The organism is Rhodococcoides kyotonense (assembly GCF_900188125.1).
Taxonomy (GTDB): domain Bacteria; phylum Actinomycetota; class Actinomycetes; order Mycobacteriales; family Mycobacteriaceae; genus Rhodococcoides; species Rhodococcoides kyotonense.
The window spans coordinates 277157-303028 of record NZ_FZOW01000003.1 but is presented as its reverse complement, the minus strand read 5'-3'; the positions used below and the strand labels follow the sequence as shown (position 1 = coordinate 303028).

The following is a 25872-nucleotide window of genomic DNA, read 5'->3' as shown; positions in this document are numbered from 1 at the left end:
AGGTCGGAAAGGCTCGTCGCCAGTGAAGTTGCACCAGCACACGGACACAGCCGTCGTCGCGGCAAGTTACCTCGTCCGTCCCGACGGGACCGTCGAACACACGCGGGTCGCCGACGCCGGACCTCTGACGGTGATTCCGGCCGAGATAGCCGAGATCGCTGTCGGGCTCGTCCGCGACGACCTCGTCGAGGCGCGGTTTCGGTGGCTGTCGCCGAACAAACAGCTCCTCGCCGTCTCGATCTCGCTCGTCGACGCAGGTGCCGAACCGCGTGCCGAAGTGACGATCACCAAGGATGTCGAGCTGCTCTGGGGACTGACCGCACGCGAGGTCGACGTCGTGACCCTGCTCGCAGGCGGCCTCACCAACCAGGACATCGCCGACCGGCTCTGGCTGAGCCCACGAACGGTCACCACGCACGTCGACCGAGTGTTGGCCAAGCTCGGAGTCAAGAGTCGCACCGCTGCCGCAACGAAGGCGCTCGACGAGGGAATGACGCGACTGCCGGTGCCAGGAGGAACCGACGGATTCGAGCATCTCGCGCTGGTGCGTGCGTCGGCCACAGCGCCGGTGAAACGGCTCGTGCCGGCTTCCCGCAGGATTCGGCTGCAGCCACTCGTCATCGGATCCGCCGTCCCGATCACCGGCATCGCGCGCGCCGACGGCGAGGAGATGGTCCGAGGGACCGAGTTGGCGCTCGCAGAGATCAACGCCAGGGGAGGCGTATGCGGTCGCCGGGTCGAACTTGCGACGGCAGACGTCGACATCGTCTCCGAGGACAGCATCGAGAAGGGAATGCTCGAGCTTGCGGGCAGGGGTGTCGACGCCATCACTTCCGGCTACTTCGCTTGGCAGGAAGTCGCACACGAAGTTGCCGCCGAGTACGGCGCGCCGTATCTGCACGCGGCCACTCTCGATGCGATGGTGCAACGCGTCGAACACGATCCGTCGCGGTACGGCCGCATTTTCCAGGTCTGTCCGAGCGATACCAATTACGGGCCTGGGTTCGTTCAATTCCTTGCGGGACTGCATGATCGAGGTCGATGGAACCCGTCGTCGAGAAGGCTTGTGGTTCTGCTGGGCGCGTGGAAGGTATCGAATCTCGGCCTCGACAGAGCTGCAGAGCTCGCTGAGGCGGAGGGATGGTCGCTCGACGTAGTCAGGGTCGGGCCGACCACCAAGGATTGGGTCGAAGCCGCGGGACAGGTTCGGACCATCGCGCCTGCCGCTGTGCTGATCGGACACTACTTCGTCGACGGGACTGTCGCGACGATCCGCGCACTGCTCGAAAACATGCCGGACACACTGATTTACAGCCTCTATGCGCCGTCGATTCCGGAATTTCGCGAGCAGCTCGGCGAGCGCGCGAACGGCATTCTGTGGGCCACCGTGACCGGTACCTACTCCGACCCCGTGAGCAAGGGATTCGCCGAACGGTACAAGCGGGCCTATGGAGTCTTTCCGGGCCGGTCGCACGCTGGAATCTCATACGACCGCACCATGATTCTGGCCGACGCGTGGTCGCGCTCGGCATCCCCGCGCGACTACAACAAGGTGTCCCAGGAAATCCGAAACCTCGTGCACCGAGGCGTCAACGGCTCGTACTACCTCGGAGGCAAAGGGCAAGCGGCAGTGGCCTATCCGATGGCCTCAGCGGATGCGTCGCTCGCGCAGGCGCACCTGGTGTATCAGATTCAGGACGGAAAGCATCGGATTCTCAGCCCGGACCCTCAGGCGGACAGTGTATTCCGACTGCCGCCGTGGATAGGCGGCTCCGACGCTCGTGAGTGAAGATGTATAGAGGGCTATACATTTTCACTCACGAGAAGACCTTCCCCGGATTCAGGATTCCCTGGGGATCGAGGGCGTTCTTGACGGCCCGGTGCATGTCGAGGACCACCGGGTCCAGTTCCTGGACCAGCCCGTCCATCTTGAGCAGCCCGACGCCGTGTTCGCCCGTGACGGTTCCGCCCAGTTCCAGTGCAGCGTCGATGATCTCGTCGAACGCAGCCTGGGCGCGCTCCCGTCCAGGGATGTCGTCGTGAGGCGTGATCAGCAGCGGATGCAGGTTGCCGTCACCCGCGTGCGCGATGTTCGCGATGGTGGTGTCGTAGCGGATCCCGATCTGCTCGATGCGTGACAGCATTTCGGGTACATGACGTTTCGGAACACAGACGTCCTCGGTCAGCACGGGTCCGAGCCGCTCCATCGCAGGGTATGCGAGCCTGCGGGCCGCGAACAACGCGTCGGCCTCCTCTTGATCCGTCGAGACTGCGGACCACGTCGCACCGGCTTCGGCGAAGCACGACAGCATCTTCTCCGCCTCCTGGTCGCCGATGTCGCCGGGTGTATCGACCCGTCCCAGCAGTACGACGTTCGCCTCCACCGACAGCCCCATGTTCTTCCATGCGTCGACCGCGATGAGGCATTGCTTGTCGATCAATTCGAGTGCCGACGGCGTCAATCCTGCTGCGGCAACGGCAGCTACGGCGCGCCCTGCGTCGACGATCGAGTCGAAGTATCCGGCGACAGTCCGCTGCGGATCCTGGAGCGGGCGCAGCTTGACGGTCACCTCGGTGATGACCCCCAGCGTCCCCTCCGATCCGACCATCAGACCAGCAAGGTCGTATCCCGCAACACCTTTCGCGGTCTTACGGCCCAAACGCACCAACTCGCCCGTGCCGGTGACGATTTGCATGCCCATGACGTAGTCGCGCGTCACGCCGTACTTGACGCAGCACAACCCACCTGCGTTGGTTGCGACGTTGCCGCCGATGGTGGACCACGGTGAACTCGCTGGATCCGGTGGGTACCAGAGGCCCTGCTCGGCGCACGCGGCGCGCAGGTGATCGTTGACGACACCCGGCTCGACGACGGCATATCGCTCGAGCTGGTCGATCTCCTTGATCGTGTCCATCCCGTCGAGCGCGAGGACGACGCACCCCTCGGTCGCGTTGGCGCCGCCGGACAGGCCGGTGCCCGCACCACGGGTGACGACGGCCGCGTCGTGCTCGAGGCATGCGCGGACGACGGCCTGCACTTCCTCGGCGGTCCGCGGCCTGACGACGGCGGCGGGCGTCGCGTAGGGAGCCCACTCGGCCTCGTCGTGCTGGTAGGACGCGATCACATCGGGATCGACGACGACCCGGTCCGCGGGGAGAGATTCGAGCAATCGTTCGACGAGCATGTACTCGAGACTATCCTGCCCATCAATCCAGAGAATCGAGGAAGTTCAGCATCGCGGCGTTGAACTCCTTGGGCCGATCCATGTTCGCAGCGTGCCCACACTTCTCGAGTACGACCGAACGACCGAACGGATTCTGCGCGACGGCGTCTGCCGCATGCGTGAACGGCCAGAACTGGCTGTCTCGACCAGCGACCATCAACACCGGCACCTCGACTCCCGCGACGGTTGGACGCCAATCGGCAATCGCGTGATCGTGCAGCAGGGCTTTCATCGGGGGAGTGTCGGGCGACGCCATCTTCGGTAGCCCACCGAGCTTGGCGACGAGCTTCGCCGCTGCCACCAACGACTTTCGTTTCGGTAGACCCCTCCCCGTATCGGGGACGCCGTCCGCGAAGAACGTGTCCTTGTTGTCCTCGGTCAGCCCGTAGAAACCGTTTGGCCAGTCGGGGGTGTTGACCATCTTCGGAGTCTGGTCCACCGACACAACTGCTTTCACACGTGAGGTCCCGAACTGCTCGATGTAGGACCAGATGGTGCTCGCACCCATCGACCCTCCGCACAGCACAGCGTCGTCGATGTCCAACGCTGCCAAAAAATTCTGAACGTCCCGACCGTGCCGCGCCATCGTTGCGCCGTGCTCGGGTGCGTCGGAATCACCGTGTCCACGCCGGTCCACAGACAACACCCGATAGCCGGCCTTGACCAGGTCGCCCTGCTGCAGCACCCAGCTGGTCGCGGGTGCGCAGAAGCCTGCGATCAGCATTATCACCGGTCCGCTGCCCTGATCGATGTAGCTGAGGGTCACGTTGTCGTCGGTCACGACGGTCGGCATGTGTGTCTCCTTCTGTTGCCACGATGCAACCACGGATCCCGCACAGGAACAGCGTCGAAACACGCAGCCGTGTCGATCTGTTCGTAGACCGGCCGACATGACCTCACCGACGAACAGGGCGCCGCTCCCGGCTGCCGTCGGCCTCCCTTACCGGGGAGGCCGACCGTCGCGAAAGTCCCTCGGAGTGCACCCGAACCGCGCGCGGAAGGCGCGGGAGAAGTGTGCGGGGTCGGTGAAACCCCAGGACGCAGCGAGAGCCCCGATGGTCGTGTGTGCGTGCTGCGGTTCGCACAGTGCACGTTTGACGCCGTCGAGTCGCTGCATCCAGATCCATTCGCTGGCGGTACACGGCTCGCCGGCGAACGCGCGATGCACGGTGCTGAGCGACAAGTGCAAGGCAGAAGCTACCTTGGCCACCGTCAGATCGGGATCCCGCAGCCCGGCCGTCATGGCTCGCTTGATCTCGTCGAGACGTTGCGACGCCGCATATGGGGCTGGCTTCTCGACGCCGGTCAACCCGACGAGCCCCGCGACGAGGATGTACTCGACGCTCTGCGACACGGCCTCTGCCGAAGCCGCGCTCATGTCGACGTCGTCCATGATCGAAGAAATCATGCTGACCAACAGCTTCCCGGCACCGTGACGACCGGAGACCGCCCTGGCCGTCAGCTCGTTGGTGTCACGGACGAGCGTCCGCAGTGTCGCGCCGGGCAGCATGAGGACGTACTGAGCAAACGGGTCGTCGAAGTGAAGGCTGTAGGGCCTGGTGCTGTCGTACAGCGCGAAGTCGCCGGGTTCGAGGATCGCCGTCCGATCGTCCTGGGCGATGATCCCCGTTCCCGACGTCTGCACGCTGACCAGGAAGTAATCGGCGCTGGTACGGGAGATACCGGCAGGTGTCCTCAGCACGTTCTGAGCCGTCGCAGTCACCCTGGACAGCCCGAGCATCGCGAGGTCCGTCGATTCGATGTGCCCGGAGATCGCCGACGCGTCCTTCGGGACCGTGCAGTCGAGATCGACGTACGTGCGGCTCACCGCCGCCGTCCAGAAGTCGATGCTGTCTGCCTGGTCGACGGAGTCGGTGCGTAGTGCATCTGGCATGGTGTTCTCCCGTCTCGTCACAGGGTAGAACGCACCGATGCAGTGCGCAGGAGACCGGTGCGTTCATGGCACCCCGAGTACTCGAAGAACTGCTCGTCGGCGGTAGCGACCGTGACCTCGTGATAGAGCCGGAGTGACGCTGCCGGGCCCATCGTCGACAGGTACTTCAGGGCAGCCCCGAAGATGTCGACGTGCGTCGGGTGGGACTCGGCCCACGCCTCCAACTCGGCCAGCGAACGCCACCAGCTCATCCCGAACGACTTGTCGAGATCGTTGCCGTTCTCGTCGACGACCGTCATGTACCGGTTGGCGAAGCACCCGATGCTCAGCCCGTCGTCACGCAGGAAATCCATGCCGGCACGCAGGACTGGTTCGACGTCGCGCAAATACATCTCTCGTTCCGATCCCTCGGTGTCTGCCCAATCCTGTCCGGATCGAATGAGGCAGATGTTTTCGTGCGGAACGATTCTGACCTTGTTGCCGTCCCCGGCGATCTCCGGCATTCCGACGGGCGTCATCGGGTCGGTCTGAGAGAGCGGTATTCGATCTCGGACGCCGCCCCAGTACGCATGTTCCTCGATGGTGCCGCTCAGAGAATCCGTCAGTGTGGCAACGCCTTCCAGACGTCCGGTCGACGAGAACAGAGTTTCGTACCGATCCACGGTCGGGCGGATGATCTCGACGAAACGGCCGTCGGTGTCGGTCCAGCAGTGACCTGTCGCCAGGTACCACCGATCGAAAGCGGCCATGTCGTCCCAGTAACCGATGAACACCGTCGTGTCGATGCCTTCTTCGTCGACATAGCGTGCTCGATCGCTGCGCGGTGGGCCGTCGAGTCCCCACGGGCTGTCACCGGCAGCACCCTGAATTCCGAAGTATGCCATCACGACTCGCTTCGTCGACACGGGGAACCGCGCAACGTACGACGGAAACGGCGGCTCGTACGTCGCGGGTGTGCGGCGGGGACACGAGCGGGGAACGACGAGATGGTCGGGAATCGCAGATTCGAGATCAGACATGCGCTGGATCCTCGTCGCGAGCAAGCTGCTCGATGATGTCGAGACGAACTTCGGACTCGGCCTCCTCTACGACGTCGTACCGGGTGTCCCGACCAGGTCCTGATATGACCCGATCACCTGGAGTCTTGTTGAGCCACAAACGGGTTACGTCAGGACGAGAGTAGTGGCCGGCAGGATCGGCGGCCGCCTTGGCGATGGAGATCAGGCTGGTGTCGATGTCGGCGAAGACGAGGCCCTCCTCGTCGTGAGCGAGTGGTTCGTGCATCAGCTGACCGTCGGGAGCGAAGATCCGGGCATGGCCACCGCCTGCGGTGAGCATCGCGCGCTTGGCGTCGTCGGTGCACATGATCTCGATCATTTCCGGGGACACCGTCGCGCAGGGGCTGATGACGAAACACCCACCCTCGACGGCGTAGATGCGGCTCGCAGCGGTGTTGACCTCGGGTCCGAGTGCGTAGGCAGCGCCGGTGTAGAGCGAGAAGCTCGGCCATGCGCCGACGTGGATCTGCTCGTTCTGCGCGTACATCGCATACTTCGACAGCGGCTGCAGGTGCTCCCAGCAGCACAGCGCGCCGACGCGGCCGAGATCGGTGCCGTAGACCGACAGGTCGGATCCATCGCCCTCGCCGTAGACGGTGCGTTCGACGTGCGTCGGCTTGAGTTTGCGACGCATCGCAACGGTCTTGCCTTCGGCGTCGATGATCCATTGGGCGATGTACAGGCTCGCCTTGTAACGCTCGCTCAGGCCCATGACCACCATGATGTGATTGTCCTTGGCGGCCTGAGCAATTCGGTCGGCCTGAGGCGTCCCGTATTCGAGCGAGTTGTCGAAGTAGCGCTGTGTGAACTGGAATCCCCACGCCGGTGCGTCGAGCCAGATGTACCAGGGGTAGCCCGGCAGGTAGGTCTCGGGGAATGCGACGAGCTCGGCACCGGCGCGTGCTGCGTCCTCGATGAGGCCGATGGCCTTGTCGATGGAGGCGTCGAGATCGAGGAAGACCGGAGCGGCTTGGACGGCTGCGGCGCGGAACCGATGGTGAGTCATGATGAGCCTTTCGTTCGGGAGTGACCTAGTTTTGCCTGCTGGGAGGCCCGTGGATGGCCCGACGGTGTCGAGAAAATTGACTCTCCGTCGCACGGGAAGACGCCGAAACACGCAGGTAACGGGCGGGGTGAGTCTCGCGAAACAACCTGGCCTGTCGCGCCGACATGACCGAGTGCGCATATCGGCAACAACTGTGCGCGCAGCGACAAGTCTTCGGGTGCTGCCGCGGGTCAAGCTATGACCCAGGACACACTCGAAGGAAGGTCAGCGATGACATTGCAAGCAGCAGTTCTCTGGGAAGCAGGCCAGGACTGGAAGATCGAGGACCTCGTTCTCGACGCCCCGAAGTACGGCGAAGTGAAGGTCGAACTGGCGGCGTCCGGCCTGTGCCACTCGGACGAGCATGTGCGCGACGGCAGTGTGCCGGTAGGACTGTTGCCGTTCATCGGCGGCCACGAGGGCGCAGGCATCGTGACCGAGATCGGCCCGGGAGTCACGTCCGTCGAGGTCGGGGACCACGTCGCGCTCGGTTTCATTCCGGCGTGTGGTCGTTGTCGCGCATGCGCGAACGGCCAGTCCAGCATCTGCGACCTGGGCGCACACCTGCTCGAGGGCTACCAGGTCAGCGACGGCACCGCCCGCCATCACGTACGTGGCCAGGACGCCGGAATTCAGTGTCTGTTGGGCACTTTCGCTCCGCAGACCGTCGTCAACGAAGCGTCGTGCGTCAAGATCACCAATGACATTCCTTTGGACAAGGCTGCGCTCGTCGGCTGCGGCGTCACCACGGGCTGGGGATCGGCGGTCTATGCCGCGGGGGTCTCCGCAGGCGAAACCGTCGTCATCCTTGGTATGGGCGGTGTCGGATGCGGCGCTGTCCAGGGCGCCGCTCTCGCCGGTGCCCGCCACGTCGTCGTGGTCGATCCGTCGCCGTTCAAACGGGAACAGGCCAAGATTTTCGGTGCGACCCACACTGCCGCCAGCATCGACGAGGCGCTGCCTCTGGTGAACGACCTGACGTGGGGCGCGTTGGCCGACAAGGTGCTCATCACCATCGACGTCGCGAACGGTGCGATCATCGCTCCGGCGATGAGTCTGGTGGCCAAGGGTGGTGTGTGCGTTCACGTGTCCGTCGGAGACATCACCCAGACCGATGTGTCGCTGAGCCTGTTCGACCTCACCGCCATGCGCAAGACGCTGAAGGGTGCGTGGTTCGGCAATGCCAACATCCGCTTCGACATCCCGCACCTGCTGCGTCTGTACATGGAAGGCCAGCTGAAACTCGACGAAATGATCACGCGCACATACACACTCGACCAGGTGAACGACGGTTACGAGGCCATGCGTAACGCCGAGAACGTCCGCGGACTGATTCTGTACTAGAGAGGTATCGAACATGACTGCAGTACTCACGACCCTTCCCGTGGACACAGCCACCCAGCTCTTCATTGCCGGGCAGTGGGTCGGTGCATCCGACGGTGGCACATTCACCGATCTGAATCCGACGACCGGACAGCCTTTGGTCGACGTCTCCTCGGCGACCGCCGAGGATGTGGACGCGGCCGTCCGCGCTGCCCGAGCTCAGCTGAACGGTGAATGGGGATCGACACCCGGCGTCGTACGCGGAAAGTTGTTGAACCGCATAGCCGATCTGATCGAACGGGACGGCGACCTGCTCGCACGTCTCGAAGCGCATGACGTGGGCAAGCCCGTCGGGCAGCCTGCGATGTTGGATATCCCCAATGCGGCGGCGACATTCCGGCACTTCGCCGGATGGGCCGATAAGATTCAGGGCGCGACCATTCCGACGGCAGGATATTTCGGGCAGCCGACGCACTCGTACACCGTGCGTGAGCCCGTCGGCGTCATCGGCGCGATCGTTCCGTGGAACACTCCGCTGATGATTGCGGCGTGGAAGTTGGCCCCCGCGTTGGCCGCCGGCAACACCGTAGTCGTGAAGCCGCCGGAGGATGCGCCGCTGTCGATCCTGCATCTGGCGCGCCTCATCGGCGAGGCTGGGGTTCCTGCAGGCGTCGTGAATGTCGTTCCGGGACTGGGTGAAGTGACCGGTGATGCGCTCGTCGGGCACCCGGGCGTCGACAAGATCAGTTTCACCGGAAGTCCACGCGTCGGCCGCATCATCGCCAAGAAGGCAGCAGACACCTTCAAGCGAACGACCCTCGAACTCGGCGGAAAGTCGCCGCAGATCATCCTGGAAGATGCCGATCTCGAGGCTGCGATCAACGGCACGGCAATGGGTCTGTTCTTCAACCAGGGACAGGTGTGCGCCGCGGGAACGCGTGTGCTGGTGCATCGTTCGCTGTACTCGCAGGTGGTGGACGGTCTGTCCGCGGCCGCGTCGGCTCAGGTGCTCGGTGACCCCTTCGACCCGGCGACGACGATGGGTGCGCTGGTCAACGCCAAGCAGCGCGACAGCGTCCTGGGGTACATCCAAGCTGGTCGTGACGGCGGTGCCCGGGTCGCGGCGGGCGGTGGCGCCCCGGATCGCGACGGATTCTTCGTCGAACCGACCATCTTCGCCGACGCGCACAACGACATGAAGATCGCACAGGAGGAGATCTTCGGTCCCGTCGGCACGGTCATTCCGTTCGATACTGAGCTGGAAGCGATTCAGATCGCCAACGCAACGGAGTATGGTCTGGCGGCTTCGATCTGGACCCGCGACGTGTCTCGCGCACACTCGTTGGCGGCGCAGGTGCGTTCCGGCGCCGTGTGGGTCAACGGTTGGGCTGCAATCGATCCCGCCCTGCCATGGGGTGGAATGAAGACCAGTGGCACGGGCCGTGAACTCGGCTGGGCTGGTATCGAGGCCAACACCGAGGAGAAGGTCGTCACGATCGTGCTGTAGTCCCCTCGTGAGTGGAAATGTGTAGCCCGCTATACATTTCCACTCACGAGCGCGGAACGCGCACTGCGGGGCGAGATGCCGTACGCCTCCTTGAAAACGCGGGAGAAGTGGGCGGAATCGACGAGACCGTAACGCGCGCAGATGGTTCCGATGCTCTCATGTCTCAATCGAGGATCTTCCAGGTCTCGTCGGCACGATTCGAGCCTGCGGGACCTGATCCATGCCGCAACACCGCCGTCGCCGACGAACAGCTTCTGCAGGTATCGAGGCGAAATATGCTGCGCTGCAGCGACCATTGCAGTGTTCAGATCGGGATCATGGAGGTTGTCCTCGATGAACGCCCGCGAGCCGGCCAGAATCACGGCACCGGGGGATCGGCTGTCGTGTGGTGCTCGCTCGTCGAGCGCTGCGCTGACGAGATCGAGGACGGCATCTTCGAACATCCGCGACGACGACAAGCCGTCGGACAGGCCTTTGCGTAATCCGGCCAGGAAGGGTGAGACGAGCGCGCCTACCCCGTCGTCGCCTTTGATTCGCAACGCGGACACCTTGGCCAGATCGTTCGGCCTGATCTTCAACGATTCGCGTGGGAACATCAGAACGAACATCGCGAAGTCGTCGTCGAAGTGCAGTGTGTAGGGCTCGCTCGTGTCGTAGACGGCGAAATCGCCTGGCATCAGGACTGCTTCGCGCTCACGCTGCACGACGACGCCACGTCCGCGGAGCTGCACGCCGACCTTCACCAGTCCCGGATCACTTCGACGGATCACCGACGGCGTTCTCCGTACGTCCACGCACCGCCCGGACGCTTCGCTGATGTGTAACGACCCGACCGAGCCGGACTTCAACTCGCCGGAGAATATGTCTTCGGAAGCAGAGGAGGAGGCATCGAGCGGCACGAATGCCGCCGACACCTCCTCACGCCACCTCTCGAACTGCACTCAGCTCACCTCATACGCCAGGGCGGTTGTCGATCAGGCGGCGCGCCTTACCGATGGAACGCTCTAGCGCTGCCGGTGCGACGACGTCGACCTGAACGCTGACGCCGATGCGGTCCTTGACGAGCTTCTTCAGGGTCGCTGCGGACGGGCCGTGGACATCGCTCGACGCATCAGGGCGCGCTTCGACGACCACGGTCAACGAATCCATGCGTCCCGCGCGCTCGAGCACACACTGGAACTGCGGGGCCAACGCGGGAATCGTCAGAATCAGCTCCTCGATCTGCGTCGGGAACAGGTTGACGCCTCGGAGAATGATCATATCGTCGGTGCGTCCGGTGACTTTCTGCATGCGGCGCATCGTGCGGGCGGTGCCCGGCAGCAGACGCGTCAGGTCGCGGGTGCGGTAGCGGATGATGGGCATCGCTTCCTTGGACAGCGACGTGAACACCAACTCACCCTCCTCGCCGTCGGGCAGAACTTCGCCGGTCACCGGGTCGATGACCTCCGGGTAGAAATGATCCTCCCAGATGTGCAGTCCGTCCTTGGTTTCGACGCATTCCATCGCGACGCCCGGTCCCATGACCTCGGAGAGTCCGTAGATGTCGACGGCGTCCATGTCGAGGGTCTTCTCGATCTCCTTGCGCATCTCCTCGGTCCACGGTTCGGCGCCGAAGACTCCGGTTTTCAGCGATGTCTTCGCCGGGTCGATGCCCTTCTTGACCATCGCGTCGACGATCGTGAGCATGTACGACGGCGTGACCATGATCGCGTCGGGCTGGAAGTCCTCGATGAGCTGGATCTGGCGGTCGGTCATTCCTCCGGACATCGGAATGACGGTGCAGCCGAGGCGTTCTGCGCCGTAGTGCGCACCCAGCCCGCCGGTGAACAGGCCGTAGCCATAGGCGACATGAACTTTGTCCGACGGCTTCACGCCACCGGCGCGCAAGCTGCGTGCGATGAGATCGGCCCAATTGCTGATGTCGTTCGCCGTGTAGCCGACGACCGTCGGCCTACCCGTTGTGCCCGACGACGCATGGATGCGCGAGACCTTGTCCTGCGGCACCGCGAACATTCCGAACGGGTAGTTCTCGCGAAGGTCCTTCTTCGCGGTGAACGGGAATTTCGCGAGATCGGAGAGGTCCTTCAGATCCGAGGGGTGAACTCCCGCGGCGTCGAACGCTTTTCGGTAGTGCGGCACGTTGTCGTAGGCGTGTTTCAAGGACCACCGAAGCCGCTCCAGCTGTAGTGTCGCGATGCGGTCGCGCGACGCGAACTCGATGTCGGGTGTATCGGTCGGGGCGGACAAGACGCTGGTCATTGCTGTCTCCGAATGTGTCAGGCGTCGAAATCGACGGTCACGGTATCGCTCAGTGGGAATGTCTGGCAGGTGAGGACGAAGCCTGCGGCGACCTCGTTGTCCTCGAGTGCGTAATTGCGACGCATGTCGACCTCGCCGCAGGTCACCTTCGCGCGGCATGTGCCGCACACACCGCCCTTGCACGCGAAGGGTAGGTCGGAGCGCAGCTGCTCGGCGGAATCGAGAATCGACTCGTCCTGCGGGAGTGTGCCTGTGACGCTTCGGCCGTCGAGGGTGATGGTGACTTCGCTGCTGGGACCCGTGATTCCGGGTTCGCGATGCTTCTCCTGTGGAGGCGGTACGTCGTCGACGTAGAACAGTTCCGCGTGCACGCTGGATTTGGAGACCCCCAGGTCACCGAGGACCTGCTGCGCGTCGGTCACCATGCCGAACGGTCCGCACAGCCAGAAGTGATCGATGTCCGGTGTGGCGACAACCGAGTCCAGAATTGCGCGGAGCCTGTCGGCGTCGAGCCTGCCGCTGAAGAGTTCGACCTCACGTGGCTCACGCGAGAGCACATGGATGACGTCGAACCGGCTGCCGTACTGGTCCTTGAGATCGGCGATCTCCTCGGCGAACATCACCGAGCGCGTGCGCCGATTGCCGTACAGCAGAACAACTTCCGCATCCGGATTCGCCAGAACCGAGGATGCGATCGACAGCATTGGGGTGATGCCGGAGCCGGCGGCGATCAGTACGTGGCGTCCACCCGCGGCAGGGTCGGCGTGAAAGTTGCCGGTCGGGCCTTGGACATCGATGCGGTCACCGGCCTTGACCTCGTGCACGAGCCACGACGAGAACAACCCGTCCGTCACCTCACGGACACCGACGCGCGGGCGAGTGCCCGCGGCGGCGCAGATGGAGTACGAACGACGATGTTCGACGCCATCCACGGTCCGAGACAGCATCAGCGATTGGCCTGGGCGGAAGTCGAATTCGTCGCGAAGGTCGTCGGGAACGTCGAAGGTGACGGCGACGGCGTCGTCGCACAGGGATTCGACGTCGGCGACAGTCAGTGTGTGGAATGGTCTGTTTCTCTGTGGAGTGACCACGGGTTCAGCAGTGACCGTCATCAGATCTCCTTCACGTGGTCGAAGGGTTCGAGGCAGTCGTCACACCGGTACTGGGCTTTGCACAGGGTGGCGCCGAACTCGGACGTCAAAAACGTATTGGCGGAGCCACATCGAGGGCACGCGAGCTGACGCGGCTTGATGGTCAGGGTCAACGGGACCGGGCCCGAGACGCGTGCGGGAGCGGGGCCAGGCGTCGAGTACCCGGTCTCGCGGAGTTTCTGGAGTCCCTCCTCGGAGATCCAGTCTGTGCTCCACGCGGGGGTAAGGCTGGTGACGATCTCGACGTCGGTGTAGCCGTGGTCTTCGAGCTTGTGGGCGATGTCGTCGCGCATCGTGGCCATTGCGGGGCATCCCGAGTACGTCGGGGTGATGGTGACGAGGACGCTTCCGTCGTCCCTGACTTCGACGCCGCGCAGGACGCCCAGGTCGTCAAGCGTGAGCAAGGGCATTTCGGGGTCCATGACGGACGCGGCGATTGAATATGCGGCTTCGCCGCCCGTGCGCGCAAAGTTGGTCCCCGCGGTAACTCTGCGCGCACGGGCGCGTAGCGCATGTTCGATACCGGTCACCAGACTCCCTCCGGGTGTGCACGGGCCACGACCTGCATCTCGGCGACCAGCGGGCCGAAAGCTTCGGTATGGATTCCGCGCCTACCGCCGCGGCCGCCGATGGTGCCGACGGACTTGCCCTCCGGCGCGTCCAGTTCTGCAGCGTGGAGTACCTGTGCGAGAACGGAATCGAACTCGTCGCGAACATCGCGGGGATCGACGGCGACGCCCACCTGCGCCAACCCGATCTCCTCGTCCGTCGGGGCGAACAGCTCGGAGACGTACGGCCAGATGTGGTCGAGGCCTTCTCGCGCTCGGCGCTGAGATTCTTCGGTTCCGCAGCCCAGAGTGACGACCCAACGGGCCGCGTAATCGCGGTGGTACGTCATCTCTTTGACACCCTTGTCTGCCACGGCGGCGAGCACGGGGTCGCGAGAAGCCTTCAGACGCGAGAAAATCGCCAGACGCCACGTCGAGAAAACGAGCAGGCGTACTTGAGATTTCGCGAAGTCGCCGTTGTCTAGCTCGGTGAGCCGGACGTTGCGGAAGGCGGAGTCCTCTCGAAAGAAAGCCAGCGCATCCTCCGCCGGTACGGGGGAGGTCTCGGATATGAACGGAACGACGGTCGGATCGGCTTTGGCAGCGCGGGCGAGGAGCAGCCGGGCTTGGCCGAGTAGGTCGAGACCGACGTTCGCCAGCGCTACTTCTTCTTCGAGTTCCGGTGCGCGCGTGCTCCACTGGGCGAGTCGTTGCGAGCTGATCAGCGCATCGTCGCCGAGCATGAGGCAGTATGCGGCAAGAGCTTTCGGATCGACGTCGTCGGGAACGGTGGTGTCGACGCCGGCCAGCGGGTCGTCGAAACTGGTACCGAACGCCCACTGCCCGTGTGAATCCTCGCCGACCAAGTCCGCGTAGGCACTGTCGTGATCAGTCATTTTCACGCCTTACATGTGTGGAACGTTGTCGGGAATGTCGTAGAACGTCGGGTGCCGGTACACCTTGTCGCCGCTCGGTGCGAAGAACGGGTCCTTCTCCGACGGAGACGACGCGACAATGGAATTCGACGGCACGACCCAGATGCTCACACCTTCGTTGCGGCGGGTGTAGACGTCGCGTGCGTGGCGCAGGGCCATATGGTCGTCGGCGGCATGCAGGGATCCGACGTGAACGTGGTTCAGCCCGCGCTTGCCGCGTAGAAAGACCTCGTACAGTGGCCAATCCGCTTTGACCGCTGCCTTTTTCGGTTCGACGGGAACTCCGTCGAGTGGGACTGCCCCGTGGCCGCCTTCTGCTGCGATCTCGGTCATGATGCACTCCTTGCTGCGAACGCGGTTGCTGCCTCGCGGACCCAGGCGCCGTCCTCGTGGGCTGCGCGGCGGTTGGCGATGCGCTCGACGTTGGAGGCTCCGTTGCCCTTGATGACCTGCATGAACTCACTCCAGTCGGGCTCACCGAAATCGTGCGACTTGCGCTCGTCGTTCCACTTCAGATCCGGATCCGGGAACGTGACTCCGAGTGCCTCTGCCTGAGGGATGGACATGTCGACGAAGCGTTGGCGCAGTTCGTCGTTGGTGTGACGTTTGATGCCCCACTTCATGGACTGCTCGGTGTTGGGCGACTCGTCGTCGGGCGGGCCGAACATCATCAGAGCAGGCCACCACCATCGGTTCACCGATTCCTGGACCATGGCGCGCTGCTCGTCCGTGCCGCGCATCATCGTCGCAAGTAGTTCGTAACCCTGGCGCTGGTGGAAGGATTCCTCTTTGCAGACGCGGATCATTGCACGTGCGTACGGTCCGAAGCTGCTGCGGCACAAGGGAACCTGGTTGCAGATTGCAGCGCCGTCGACGAGCCAACCGATGGTGCCGACGTCGGCATACGTCAGCGTCGGATAGTTGAAGATCGAGGAGTACTTCTGCTTGCCCTCGATGAGCTTGACCGTCAAGTCCGCACGATCGGCGCCCAGGGTTTCCGCGGCGGAATACAGATACAACCCGTGACCGGCCTCGTCCTGCACCTTGGCCATCAGAATCGCCTTGCGACGTAGCGATGGCGCGCGGGTGAGCCAGTTACCTTCGGGCTGCATGCCGATGATCTCGGAGTGCGCGTGCTGGGCGATCTGGCGAATCAGCGACTTGCGGTAGCCATCTGGCATCCAATCGCGAGGCTCGACGCGCTGCTCGTGGGCGATGGTCGCGTCGAAATCTTCCTGGAGTGCATCGACGTCCAAGGCGTTTGACGTGGTCATGAGTCCTACTTTCATTACCGAATGATCGGTCGAAAACTAGTATGCACCGAAGTGACACCCGGCACAAGTACGTGGCTCGCCCTATGTGCGTGAAAATACATAGGGGGCTATGTATTTTCATGCACATGGCCGTCAGGAACCGATGAAGGTGGGTTTCTTCTTTGCGAGAAACGCGTCGACTGCGGCGTTGTGGTCGGCGGTCTGGCCCAGTGCAGTTTGCGCGACGGCCTCCCGATCGAGGGCGTCGGACAGACCGTTGGCCGACGCGCGGGCCAGGCTCTTGACGTGGCGGTAGGCCTCGGTGGGGCCATCCGCAAGCTTCCGGGCCAGTGCCAGGGCTGTCTCCTGCACGTCGTCGTCGGCGACAACTCGGTGTACAAGACCCCAGGCGAGTGCTTGATCGGCCGTGACCTTGTCCCCGAGCAGCATGAGCCCGACGGCCCTGCTACTGCCCAGAGCTTCGACCAGGGCATAGCTGAGCCCGGAGTCGCTGGCCAATCCGATGCCAGTGAACGCGGTCGCGAACGACGTCTTCGATCCTGCGACCCGAATGTCGCCTGCCAGCGCGATTCCGAGCCCCGCGCCGACGCACGCTCCTCCGATCGCGACGACGACCGGAACCTCGAGGGCTGCGATCGCCCTGATCAACGGGTTGTAGTGGACCTCGACGGTATTCATCGCAGTTGCCGGATCGGCCTCGAGCGCGGCCACGTGCTCACCGAGATCCTGTCCGACGCAGAAGTTCTTGCCCTCGGCCGTGATGAGCACGGCCCGAACCCCGCGCACACCGTCGACCGCCTTCTGGAATGCGACCTTGGTGTCGATGTCCAGCGAGGATCGCTCCAGGGTGATCGTTGCCAACCCGTCGGAGATGTCCAGTCGTACCGTCATTTGCTCTCCCAATCGTGAAATCCCTTGCCTGACTTACGTCCGAGCTCTCCTCGGGCTACCTTGTCGCGCAGCAGTTGCGGCGGGGTGAAGCGGTCGCCCAAGGTCGACGCCAAGTGCTCTGCGATGGCAAGCCGGACGTCGAGGCCGACGAGGTCGGTCGAGCGCAGCGGACCCATCGGGTGCTTGTAGCCGAGTTCCATTGCGCGGTCGATGGATTCGGCGTCGGCGACGCCTTCTTCCAGCATCCGGATGGCCTCCAGGCCGAGCATGACGCCGAGGCGGCTGGTCGCGAAGCCGGGGGAGTCGTTGACGAGAACCTCGGTCTTGCCGAGCAGCGAGACCCACTGACGGACCCGCTCGACCACCGAAGCGGACGTCGCAGGGGCCCGCACGATCTCCACGAGCGTCGACGCCGGAACCGGATTGAAGAAGTGCATGCCGATGAACCGCGACGGATTGTTCAGTGCTGCACCGAGTTCGGCGATCGAAATCGAACTGGTGTTGGAGGCGACCACCGTGGACGCCGAGACCGTCTTGTCGATCAGCGTCAACACGTCGACCTTGAGCGACGGGATTTCCGGCACCGCTTCGACGACGAGATCGAGATCGGCAGGAAGGCCTTCAGGACCTGCGACGGTGGACACGCGGGCGAGAATCTCCGCCGGATCGGAAGTCAGCTTGCCGCGTTCGTGCGCTTTGGCCAAACCGGTGTCGACGCGGCCGAGCGCGGCCTGTTGGTCGGCGGCTTCGGCGATGGTCACGGTGGAGCCGAGCGCCGCGAACACCTGCGCGATGCCCGCACCCATCCGGCCGCCTCCGACGACACCGACTGAACTGGGAACTGTCATGTGGTCTTCTCCAGAAATGCCGTCATACGGCGTCGTTTGTCCTCGGTCTCGAAGAGGACTGCTTGGGCGATGTCGTCGGCCCACGGGTGCGAGCCTGGCGCGTCGAGAATCTTCTTGGTGAGCTTCAGAGCAAGGGGCGACTGCTTCACTATTCGGTCTGCCACTTTCTGCGCCGCGCTCAGTGGATCCTCGGTGATCTCGAGAATCAGTCCGGACCGGAGAGCCGCATCGGCGTCGAGCATCCGGCCGCCGAGAAGGACCTGCTTGGCGACGGACACCCCGACCAACTCTGGTAACCGGTAGCTCGCGCCCGCGGCGGCCATGATTCCGAGGCCCGGCTCCGGGTTTCCGAAAACAGCTGTCGCCGAGGCGATTCTGATGTCGCACGCGTACGACAACTCTGCACCTCCGCCGAGGGCGTAACCCTTGATTGCGGCGATCGTCGGCAACGGTAGTGCCGCGATGCGGTCGAACAGGTTGCGATTGATGCCGCGCAGGGCGTCGTCACGGGTCCGCGCGCGAAGTTGGTTGATGTCGGCGCCGCCGGCGAAATGGTCACCCTTCCCGGTCAGAATCAACACGCGAGGGTCCTGCTCGATGAGCGCGCACACCTCGTGCAGTTCGGCGATCATCTCGGCGTCGATCGCGTTGCGTTGCTTCTCCCGATCGAGGGTGACGACCACGCGATCCGAGAGTTGCTCTACTGCAATGGTATTCACGGTGCCTCGATCAACATCGACACGCCCTGCCCGACGCCGACACACAGCGTCGCCAGGCCCTTGGAGGCCTTCTCGCGTTCCATGCGACCGAGGAGCGTCAACAAGATTCGAGCACCCGACGCACCGAGAGGATGTCCGAGCGCGATGGCTCCGCCGTCGGCGTTGACGATGCTGTCATCGAGTTTCAGCTGACGAATGACCCCGAGTGACTGTGCGGCGAATGCCTCGTTGAGTTCGACGGCACCGAGATCGTCGACAGTCCAGCCTGCACGGGCGAGAGCCTTCTGTGTCGACGGCACCGGCCCGAGTCCCATGATGTGGGGCGCGATGCCTGCGCTCGCGCTGCTCACAATGCGTCCGCGCACCTCGAGGCCGTACTTGTTCACTGCCTCCTCGGACGCGACCACCAGCGCCGCTGCACCGTCGGTGAACGGCGAAGATGTTCCTGCAGTGACGATGCCATCGGCACGGAAGACGGGCTTCAGTGTTCCCAGCTTCTCCAGTGTGGTTCCGCGACGGGGTGTTTCATCGTGCGTGACCTCGCCGGCCTCGGTGGACACGGCGACGATCTCGTCGTCGAACCGGCCCCCATCCTGAGCCGCGATGGCTCGTTGCTGGCTGCGGAACGCGAAGGCGTCGGACTCCTCGCGGGTGATGCCTTCCTGGCGTGCGACTTCCTCGGCGGTTTCGCCCATGGACAACGTCGTCTTGTCGTCGAAACGAGGGTTGGTGAACCGCCAGCCGAGGGCGGTGTCGAAGATCTGACCGGGCTTGGCCCATGCCGATCCTGGCTTGGCCATGACCCACGGAGCCCGCGTCATGGATTCGACGCCACCGGCGACGATGATGTCCGCTTCACCGCTGCGGATGGTCGATGCCGCGTTGGCGACCGCCGTCAGACCGCTCGCGCACAAGCGGTTGACGGTGTACCCGGGTACGGAGTCGGGCAAGCCTGCAAGGAGCACCGCCATCCGGGCCACGTCACGATTGTCCTCGCCGGCCTGATTCGCCGCGCCGAGAATCACCTCGTCGATTCGGTCTCCAGGGACTCCGGCCCGCCGAACGGCCTCGGCGACGGCGATGCCGGCCAGGTCGTCGGGTCGCACGCGCGCCAGTGCTCCGCTGTACCGACCATGCGGTGTTCGTGCGCCCGCCACCACAAAGACTTCGCCCACTGTTTCTCTCCTTTGCCGGACTACTCTCAATTAATAACCGAACATTCGGTCGTCGCGCAAGGTTCTGCCGGCACGGTGATGTGGAAACCGACCGCGCCTGGGAGGATGAAGCACATGACAACCGCACGTACCCCACGCCGCACCGGACTGCCAGGACGGCCGGGCTACGATCTCGATTCGCTGCTGGCGGTCGCCGTGAAGGTCTTCAACGACAAGGGATACGACGGCACGTCGATGGAGGTGCTGGCGAAGCGGCTCGGCATCACGAAGTCGTCGATCTATCACCATGTGTCCGGGAAGTCGGAGCTCCTCGAGCTGGCCCTGTCGCGGGCACTCAATGCGCTGTTCGCCGCGACGACCGAGGAGCGAGCCGTCGAGGGTCGCTACATCGACCGCCTCGAATACTTGGTCCGGCGCAGCGTTGGAATCCTTGTCGCCGAACTGCCCTACGTGACGCTGCTGCTGCGGGTGCGTGGCAACACCGACGTCGAGCGAAGGGCGCTCGCGCGACGTCGTGAGTTCGACGCCTTCGTCAGCGGTCTCGTCGTCGCCGCTGCCGAAGAAGGCGACCTGCGGGAAGACGTCGATCCGGCGCTCGTCGCTCGGTTGCTGTTCGGCACCGTGAACTCGTTGATCGAGTGGTACAAGCCGCGGACCGGCGGATCGGCGAACGACCTTGCCGACGCCGTCGTCGCGCTCACGTTCGACGGGTTGCGCCGCTAGCGCTGATTCCTTGACATCTCCAGTCAACCGGGCGATGGTAATTACCGACCGAACGTACGGTGCGAGGAGAGATGTTGTGAGCAGAATGCTGGAAAGCTACGCCCAAGGACGATGGTTCGCCGCGAGCGACGAGGGAACACCGTTGCTCAGCGCGATCGACGGCAGCGAGGTTGCCCGAATCTCGTCGACCGGTCTCGACGTCGCAGGCATGATCGACTACGCACGCACCGTCGGTGGGCCTGCGTTTGCCGCGCTGACTTTCCACGAGCGCGCCGGACTGCTCAAGCAACTCGGCTTGACCCTGCTTGCGGGCAAGGACGAGTTCTACGAGGTCTCGACGCTGACGGGTGCGACCAAGCGCGACTCGGGCGTCGACATCGACGGCGGCTTCGGCACCGTGCTCAGCTACGCGAGCAAGGCGCGTCGCGAACTTCCCAACGACACGGTCTACCTCGACGGTGCAGTCGAGCAGCTCGGCAAGAAGGGAACGTTTCTCGGCCAGCACATCTACACTTCCAGGCGCGGAGTCGCGGTGCAGATCAATGCCTTCAACTTCCCGGTGTGGGGCTTCCTCGAGAAGCTCGCTCCTGCGTTCATCGCGGGGGTTCCGTCGATCGTCAAGCCTGCGAGTCAGTCGGCGTACCTCACCGAGTTGGTCTTCCGTCGCATCATCGAAAGCGGCATCCTGCCCGAAGGTTCGGTACAACTGCTCAGCGGCAGCGCCCGGGGCATCATCGACCACCTCGGCGGCCAGGACTCCGTCGCGTTCACCGGTTCCGCAGACACGGCCGCGGCGCTCAGGGCGCACCCCAACGTCGTCGGAGAAGGCGTACATTTCACCGCCGAGGCCGATTCGCTCAACGCGTCGATCCTCGGTTCCGACGTGACGCCGGAGGATCCCGAGTTCGATCTCTTCGTCAAGGGCGTCTTCACCGAGATGACGGTCAAGGCAGGTCAGAAGTGCACTGCGATCCGTCGTGTTCTGGTGCCGGAGCCCCTCGTGGAGCCGGTCATCGATGCGGTGAAAGCCAAGCTCGAGAAGGTCGTCGTCGGTGATCCTCGTGACGAGGGTGTCACCATGGGCGCGCTCGCGAGCATCGACCAACGCGACGAAGTTCTCAAATCTATTCGTGGACTGACGAAGTCGGCTTCGATAGTCTTCGGCGACCCGGAATCGGTGGATTCGCGGCCCGGTGCATTCCTCGCGCCCGTGCTGCTGAAGGCGGGGGACAAGTCCGCGCCCGAGCCACACGAGATCGAAGCGTTCGGACCGGTGTCCACCGTCATCGGGTACGACGACACCGCCGATCTGCTCGATTTGGTCGCCCGCGGTAAGGGATCGCTCGTTGCGTCGTTGGTGACGAAGGATTCGGCGATCGCGCGTGAGATCGTCCTCGGATCCGCGCCGTACCACGGCCGTATTCTCGTGCTCAACAGCGAGGACGCGCGCGAATCCACCGGCCACGGCTCGCCACTTCCCGTCCTGGTGCACGGTGGCCCTGGCCGCGCAGGCGGCGGCGAAGAGTTAGGCGGTATGCGCGGGGTGCTGCATCACATGCAGCGCACGGCAATTCAGGGCACACCCGACGTTCTCTCTGCGGTGGGCAACAAGTGGGTGACAGGGTCTGTGCAGACGACGGGCGATGTACATCCGTTCCGCAAGGACCTCGGTGCGTTGAAGCTCGGTGACACGATCGTCGGCGGACCACGCCAGGTCACTCGGGCCGACATCGACCACTTCGCCGAATTCACCGGCGACACCTTCTACGCGCACACCGATCCCCAAGCGGCAGCGGCCAACCCGCTGTTCGGTGGCATCGTCGCGCACGGCTACCTCGTCGTGTCGTTGGCGGCCGGGCTGTTCGTCGATCCCGCGCCCGGCCCCGTTCTCGCGAACTTCGGCGTCGACAACCTGCGATTCCTGACGCCCGTCAAGGCCGAGGATTCGCTGACGGTCACCCTCACGGCCAAGCTCATCACCCCGCGTCAGAGTGCCGATTACGGCGAGGTGCGTTGGGACGCAGTGGTCGTCAACCAGGAGGGCGACCCTGTCGCCACCTACGATGTGCTGACGCTCGTCGCGAAGCCGGAGGTCTGAGCCGTGAGCTTCCGCGTGGCCGTCTGCTACGGCAAGCCCGAGGACCCAGCGGCGTTCGACGACTACTACACCTCGGTGCACGTGCCGTTGGCGAAGATCGTGCCAGGTCTGACCGAATTCACCTGGGGCAAAGTGGCATCCATGGACAGGTCAGATCCGCCCTACTATGCGATAGCGAATCTGTACTTCGCCGACGAGGAAACGCTGAAGGCCGGTCTTGCATCCCCCGAGATGAAGGCGGCAGGCAAGGACCTGCGCAATTTCGCCTCCGGCGGAGTCACGATGTTCACCCAGGAAGAGGTGCGCGCGTAGGAGGCGCAAAAACCATGACACAGCACCGAATAGCACACGAGATGTTCGCTGTCGACGCGGCGTCGCAGAAGCTCGGAATCGAGTTGATCGACCTGGGCGAAGGCAGCGCCACGATGTCCATGACGATCACCGAAGACATGGTGAACGGCTACTCCATCACCCATGGTGGCTACGTGTTCCTGTTGGCGGACACCACCTTCGCGATGGCCTGCAACAGTCGGGAGGATTCTGCGGTCGCAGCTCGGTGTGACATCCGGTATCTACGCTCGACGAAAGCCGGCGACGTCCTCATCGCACAGGCCGTCGAACGAGCGCGGTTCGGCCGCAACGGGATCTACGACGTCACGATATCGAGCGGTGACGACGTCGTCGCCGAATTCCGCGGTGACTCCCGCACGATTGCAAGTCCGAAATAGATTGTCGCTGGTTTCACCTGTGTGAGAGCGCTGGGGTCAGAAATTTCCCCGCGCCTCCTGCTCGCGCTCGATGGCCTGGAAGAGCGCTTTGAAGTTTCCGATTCCGAAGCCCAGCGACCCGTGGCGTTCGATGAGCTCGAAGAACACGGTCGGTCGGTCGACGAGAGGCTTCGTGAATATCTGAAGCAGGTAACCGTCCTCGTCTCGGTCGACGAGGATGCCGCGCTTCTGCAGTTCCGAGACCGGCACCCGAACGTTGCCGATTCGTGCTCTGAGTTCGGGGTCCTCGTAGTAGGAGTCGGGGGTGGCGAGGAATTCGATTCCGGCAGCGCGTAATTCGTCGACGGCGGCGAGGATGTCGTTCGTCGCCAACGCGAGGTGCTGCGCGCCGGGGCCACGGTAGAACTCGAGGTACTCGTCGATCTGAGAACGCTTCTTCGCGACGGCCGGCTCGTTGAGCGGGAATTTGACCCGATGGTTTCCGTTCGAGACGACCTTGCTCATCAGCGCGGAGTAGTCGGTCGCGATGTCGGCGCCGACGAACTCGGCCATGTCGGTGAAACCCATGACGCGGTGGTAGAAGTCGACCCACTGATCCATCTTGCCGAGTTCGACGTTGCCGACCACGTGGTCGAGCGCTTGGAAGACCGGTTTTGCACTGAGCGTCGACCTCCGCGTTTCGTATCCGGGCAGATATGCGCCCGAGTACCGCGAGCGGTCGACGAGGGTGTGCCTCGTGTCGCCGTAGGTCGCGATCGATGCCAGCCGCACGGTGCCGTCGTCGTCGCTGATGTCGTGCGGTTCGGTCAGGATTCGAGCTCCTTGCGCTCGTGCGTGCTCGATGCATCTGTCGACGTCGGGGACTGCGAGCGCGATGTCGACGACCCCGTCACCGTGCCGCGTGTGATGCGCGATGAGATCGCTGTTCGGGTCCACTGCACCAGTGACGACGAAACGCACCGCCCCGGATTCGAGAACGTACGCGTGATGATCGCGTCGACCGGTGGTGGGTCCGGCGTAGGCGACGAGTTCCATCCCGAAGGCGGACTGGAAGAAGTGGCTGGTCTGAACGGCGTTGCCGACGACCCACACGATCGCATCCCACCCGCTGACGGGGAACGGATCGCGAGTGTCGTCGTACTCGACCAGACCCACGAGTTGCCGGAGTTGCTCGGCATCGAGAGCGGCGAGCTTTCGGTCGTCGTTCAGCGTGTCGTCGAGGGTCATGGCGCTCCTTGATGTCGGGTTTGTGATCAGACAACTCGCGCACGGCCATGGCGTCAATCTGCGCATGAAGAGCTGGCCATCGAAGCTATTTCCGGTCTCGAACTGGACATTTTTCTATACAATTCGACTATGACGTCACCGCTCGACCAACTGGACCGGGCCTTACTCGCTGCGCTGCACGAGAACTCGCGAGTGGGATTGCTCGAACTGTCGAGAACGCTCGGTGTCGCCCGGGCGACGGTGACCGCCCGTCTGAACAGGTTGGAGCAGTTGGGCGTCGTCGAGGGATATTCACCTCGCATCGGTCTGGATGCAGCCGGCTACGGCGTGCAGGCTTTCGTGACGCTCGAGATCGCGCAAGGCGCACTGGAAGACGTTGCGGCCGTGCTCGAGCGGATTCCCGGTGTACTGGAGGCCTTCGCGACGACGGGTTCGGGGGACGTGCTGTGCCGAGTCGCCGCGGCGTCACACGACGACCTGCAGCGAATGTTGATCGTACTCAACCAGTCTCGCGAGGTTGCGCGGTCGACGAGCGTCATCGTGCTGTCGGAGATCGTCGGATACCGAACGATGCCGCTACTTCAGGCGGGAGAGTCCGCACGCACGCCGAAAGCCCCGGCCTACAGGGGTCGTCGCGACTGACTACGCGATCATCGGGCACAGTGAACGAAGAACCGCACCGACGAAAGGATCTCGACGTGACCGAACAGCCGACGGCACAAGGACCACTGTGGGCACTCGACGCGGGTGGCCCGACCGTGGATCCCGACGCCTGGGTCGCGCCGACGGCCACCGTCGTCGGCCGCGTGAACATCGCCGCGTCGTCGGGAATCTGGTACGGCGCAGTACTTCGTGCGGAGTTCGAGGACATCACGATCGACGAGGGCAGCAATCTGCAGGACGGCGTGGCAGCCCACGTCGACCCGGGGTTCCCGTTGAAGGTCGGCAAGAACGTCAGCGTCGGGCACAACGCCGTGCTGCACGGATGCACGATCGGCGACGGCAGTCTCGTCGGTATGGGTGCCGTCGTCATGAACGGCGCGGTCATCGGTGAGGGCAGTCTCGTCGCCGCGGGAGCCTTGGTTCTCGAAGGTACGCAAGTACCGCCACGTTCGCTCGTTGCCGGAGTGCCCGCCAAGGTGCGCCGCGAGCTGACCGAAGACGAGGTGAACCACAACGGTCTCAACGCCGCGGTCTATCGAGAGCTGCTGAAGCAGCACCGGTCTGCGCGTCCTGCCTGAGCCG

At 63.9% G+C, this 25872-nt stretch carries 26 protein-coding genes; 9 read left to right on the top strand and 17 right to left on the bottom strand.

The window, feature by feature from the left end; genetic code table 11:
- Window positions 1–22 precede the first annotated feature (22 nt).
- Window positions 23–1789 carry an ABC transporter substrate-binding protein gene (locus CHB96_RS06980; protein ID WP_176444182.1) on the top strand — a complete coding sequence of 589 codons (1767 nt, stop codon included), beginning with the start codon at window positions 23–25 and terminating at the stop codon, window positions 1787–1789.
- 28 nt (window positions 1790–1817) lie between these two features.
- Here the strand turns inward: CHB96_RS06980 and CHB96_RS06975 are convergent, their stop codons facing one another.
- The 5 genes from CHB96_RS06975 to CHB96_RS06955 form a co-directional block, all read right to left on the bottom strand.
- Window positions 1818–3185, bottom strand: coding sequence for an FAD-binding oxidoreductase (locus tag CHB96_RS06975; protein WP_089244421.1), 1368 nt, complete (start codon window positions 3183–3185; stop codon window positions 1818–1820).
- Between the two features lie 22 nt (window positions 3186–3207).
- Window positions 3208–4017 (bottom strand): alpha/beta fold hydrolase, encoded by an 810-nt coding sequence (locus CHB96_RS06970; protein WP_089244761.1) that lies wholly within the window; start codon window positions 4015–4017, stop codon window positions 3208–3210.
- Window positions 4018–4164: 147 nt separating this feature from the next.
- Window positions 4165–5118 (bottom strand): AraC-like ligand-binding domain-containing protein, encoded by a 954-nt coding sequence (locus tag CHB96_RS06965; RefSeq protein WP_089244760.1) that lies wholly within the window; start codon window positions 5116–5118, stop codon window positions 4165–4167.
- Window positions 5119–5135: 17 nt separating this feature from the next.
- On the bottom strand, window positions 5136–6137 hold the full coding sequence (locus CHB96_RS06960; protein ID WP_089244419.1) for a phenylacetaldoxime dehydratase family protein: 1002 nt from the start codon (window positions 6135–6137) through the stop codon (window positions 5136–5138).
- On the bottom strand, window positions 6130–7182 hold the full coding sequence (locus tag CHB96_RS06955) for a carbon-nitrogen hydrolase family protein (protein WP_089244417.1): 1053 nt from the start codon (window positions 7180–7182) through the stop codon (window positions 6130–6132). The genes CHB96_RS06960 and CHB96_RS06955 overlap by 8 nt, the downstream gene beginning before the upstream one ends.
- A gap of 270 nt (window positions 7183–7452) precedes the next feature.
- Here CHB96_RS06955 and CHB96_RS06950 point away from each other — a divergent pair, with 270 nt between their 5' ends.
- Together CHB96_RS06950 and styD are read left to right on the top strand one after the other, a co-directional pair.
- Window positions 7453–8565 (top strand): NDMA-dependent alcohol dehydrogenase, encoded by a 1113-nt coding sequence (locus CHB96_RS06950; RefSeq protein ID WP_089244415.1) that lies wholly within the window; start codon window positions 7453–7455, stop codon window positions 8563–8565.
- 13 nt (window positions 8566–8578) lie between these two features.
- Window positions 8579–10051: a phenylacetaldehyde dehydrogenase StyD gene (styD, locus tag CHB96_RS06945; RefSeq protein ID WP_089244413.1), complete on the top strand. Its 1473-nt coding sequence runs from the start codon at window positions 8579–8581 to the stop codon at window positions 10049–10051.
- A gap of 29 nt (window positions 10052–10080) precedes the next feature.
- Here the strand turns inward: styD and CHB96_RS06940 are convergent, their stop codons facing one another.
- From CHB96_RS06940 to CHB96_RS06890, 11 genes are all read right to left on the bottom strand, one after another.
- A complete protein-coding gene (locus CHB96_RS06940) occupies window positions 10081–10992 on the bottom strand; it encodes an AraC-like ligand-binding domain-containing protein (RefSeq protein ID WP_089244411.1) in 912 nt (303 codons plus the stop codon).
- 10 nt (window positions 10993–11002) lie between these two features.
- Window positions 11003–12310, bottom strand: a complete 1308-nt coding sequence (paaK, locus tag CHB96_RS06935) for a phenylacetate--CoA ligase PaaK (RefSeq protein WP_089244409.1) — start codon at window positions 12308–12310, stop codon at window positions 11003–11005.
- A gap of 17 nt (window positions 12311–12327) precedes the next feature.
- Window positions 12328–13422: a 1,2-phenylacetyl-CoA epoxidase subunit PaaE gene (paaE, locus tag CHB96_RS06930; RefSeq protein WP_089244407.1), complete on the bottom strand. Its 1095-nt coding sequence runs from the start codon at window positions 13420–13422 to the stop codon at window positions 12328–12330.
- Window positions 13422–13883 carry a 1,2-phenylacetyl-CoA epoxidase subunit PaaD gene (paaD, locus tag CHB96_RS06925; protein WP_089244759.1) on the bottom strand — a complete coding sequence of 154 codons (462 nt, stop codon included), beginning with the start codon at window positions 13881–13883 and terminating at the stop codon, window positions 13422–13424. The genes paaE and paaD overlap by 1 nt, the downstream gene beginning before the upstream one ends.
- Before the next feature lie 104 nt (window positions 13884–13987).
- On the bottom strand, window positions 13988–14905 hold the full coding sequence (gene paaC / locus CHB96_RS06920; RefSeq protein ID WP_089244758.1) for a 1,2-phenylacetyl-CoA epoxidase subunit PaaC: 918 nt from the start codon (window positions 14903–14905) through the stop codon (window positions 13988–13990).
- Between the two features lie 9 nt (window positions 14906–14914).
- Entirely contained in the window at window positions 14915–15277 is a 363-nt protein-coding gene (paaB, locus tag CHB96_RS06915; protein ID WP_089244405.1) for a 1,2-phenylacetyl-CoA epoxidase subunit PaaB, read from the bottom strand.
- Window positions 15274–16218 carry a 1,2-phenylacetyl-CoA epoxidase subunit PaaA gene (gene paaA / locus CHB96_RS06910; RefSeq protein ID WP_089244403.1) on the bottom strand — a complete coding sequence of 315 codons (945 nt, stop codon included), beginning with the start codon at window positions 16216–16218 and terminating at the stop codon, window positions 15274–15276. The genes paaB and paaA overlap by 4 nt, the downstream gene beginning before the upstream one ends.
- A 132-nt stretch (window positions 16219–16350) precedes the next feature.
- Window positions 16351–17109 carry an enoyl-CoA hydratase-related protein gene (locus CHB96_RS06905; protein ID WP_089244401.1) on the bottom strand — a complete coding sequence of 253 codons (759 nt, stop codon included), beginning with the start codon at window positions 17107–17109 and terminating at the stop codon, window positions 16351–16353.
- Complete coding sequence (locus CHB96_RS06900; protein ID WP_089244399.1) at window positions 17106–17957, bottom strand: 3-hydroxyacyl-CoA dehydrogenase family protein; 852 nt, start codon at window positions 17955–17957, stop codon at window positions 17106–17108. Before CHB96_RS06900 ends, CHB96_RS06905 begins: the two co-directional genes overlap by 4 nt.
- Entirely contained in the window at window positions 17954–18676 is a 723-nt protein-coding gene (locus CHB96_RS06895) for an enoyl-CoA hydratase/isomerase family protein (RefSeq protein WP_089244397.1), read from the bottom strand. The genes CHB96_RS06900 and CHB96_RS06895 overlap by 4 nt, the downstream gene beginning before the upstream one ends.
- Complete coding sequence (locus CHB96_RS06890; protein WP_089244395.1) at window positions 18673–19851, bottom strand: thiolase family protein; 1179 nt, start codon at window positions 19849–19851, stop codon at window positions 18673–18675. Before CHB96_RS06890 ends, CHB96_RS06895 begins: the two co-directional genes overlap by 4 nt.
- Window positions 19852–19965: 114 nt before the next feature.
- Here CHB96_RS06890 and CHB96_RS06885 point away from each other — a divergent pair, with 114 nt between their 5' ends.
- From CHB96_RS06885 to paaI, 4 genes are all read left to right on the top strand, one after another.
- Window positions 19966–20574: a TetR/AcrR family transcriptional regulator gene (locus CHB96_RS06885; protein ID WP_089244757.1), complete on the top strand. Its 609-nt coding sequence runs from the start codon at window positions 19966–19968 to the stop codon at window positions 20572–20574.
- A 76-nt stretch (window positions 20575–20650) separates the two neighbouring features.
- Window positions 20651–22672, top strand: coding sequence for a phenylacetic acid degradation bifunctional protein PaaZ (paaZ, locus tag CHB96_RS06880; RefSeq protein ID WP_089244393.1), 2022 nt, complete (start codon window positions 20651–20653; stop codon window positions 22670–22672).
- 3 nt (window positions 22673–22675) lie between these two features.
- Entirely contained in the window at window positions 22676–22984 is a 309-nt protein-coding gene (locus tag CHB96_RS06875; protein WP_089244391.1) for an EthD family reductase, read from the top strand.
- Between the two features lie 14 nt (window positions 22985–22998).
- Entirely contained in the window at window positions 22999–23400 is a 402-nt protein-coding gene (paaI, locus tag CHB96_RS06870; RefSeq protein ID WP_089244389.1) for a hydroxyphenylacetyl-CoA thioesterase PaaI, read from the top strand.
- Between the two features lie 36 nt (window positions 23401–23436).
- Here paaI and hppD read toward each other — a convergent pair whose 3' ends face one another.
- The gene (hppD, locus tag CHB96_RS06865) at window positions 23437–24627 is read right to left on the bottom strand and encodes a 4-hydroxyphenylpyruvate dioxygenase (protein ID WP_089244387.1); all 1191 of its coding nucleotides are present in this window, start codon (window positions 24625–24627) and stop codon (window positions 23437–23439) included.
- Between the two features lie 129 nt (window positions 24628–24756).
- Between hppD and CHB96_RS06860 the strand changes: the two genes are divergently transcribed.
- Both CHB96_RS06860 and CHB96_RS06855 read left to right on the top strand, forming a co-directional pair.
- Window positions 24757–25269, top strand: a complete 513-nt coding sequence (locus CHB96_RS06860) for an Lrp/AsnC family transcriptional regulator (RefSeq protein ID WP_089244385.1) — start codon at window positions 24757–24759, stop codon at window positions 25267–25269.
- A gap of 56 nt (window positions 25270–25325) precedes the next feature.
- On the top strand, window positions 25326–25868 hold the full coding sequence (locus CHB96_RS06855; RefSeq protein ID WP_089244756.1) for a gamma carbonic anhydrase family protein: 543 nt from the start codon (window positions 25326–25328) through the stop codon (window positions 25866–25868).
- The last annotated feature ends 4 nt before the right edge of the window (window positions 25869–25872 follow it).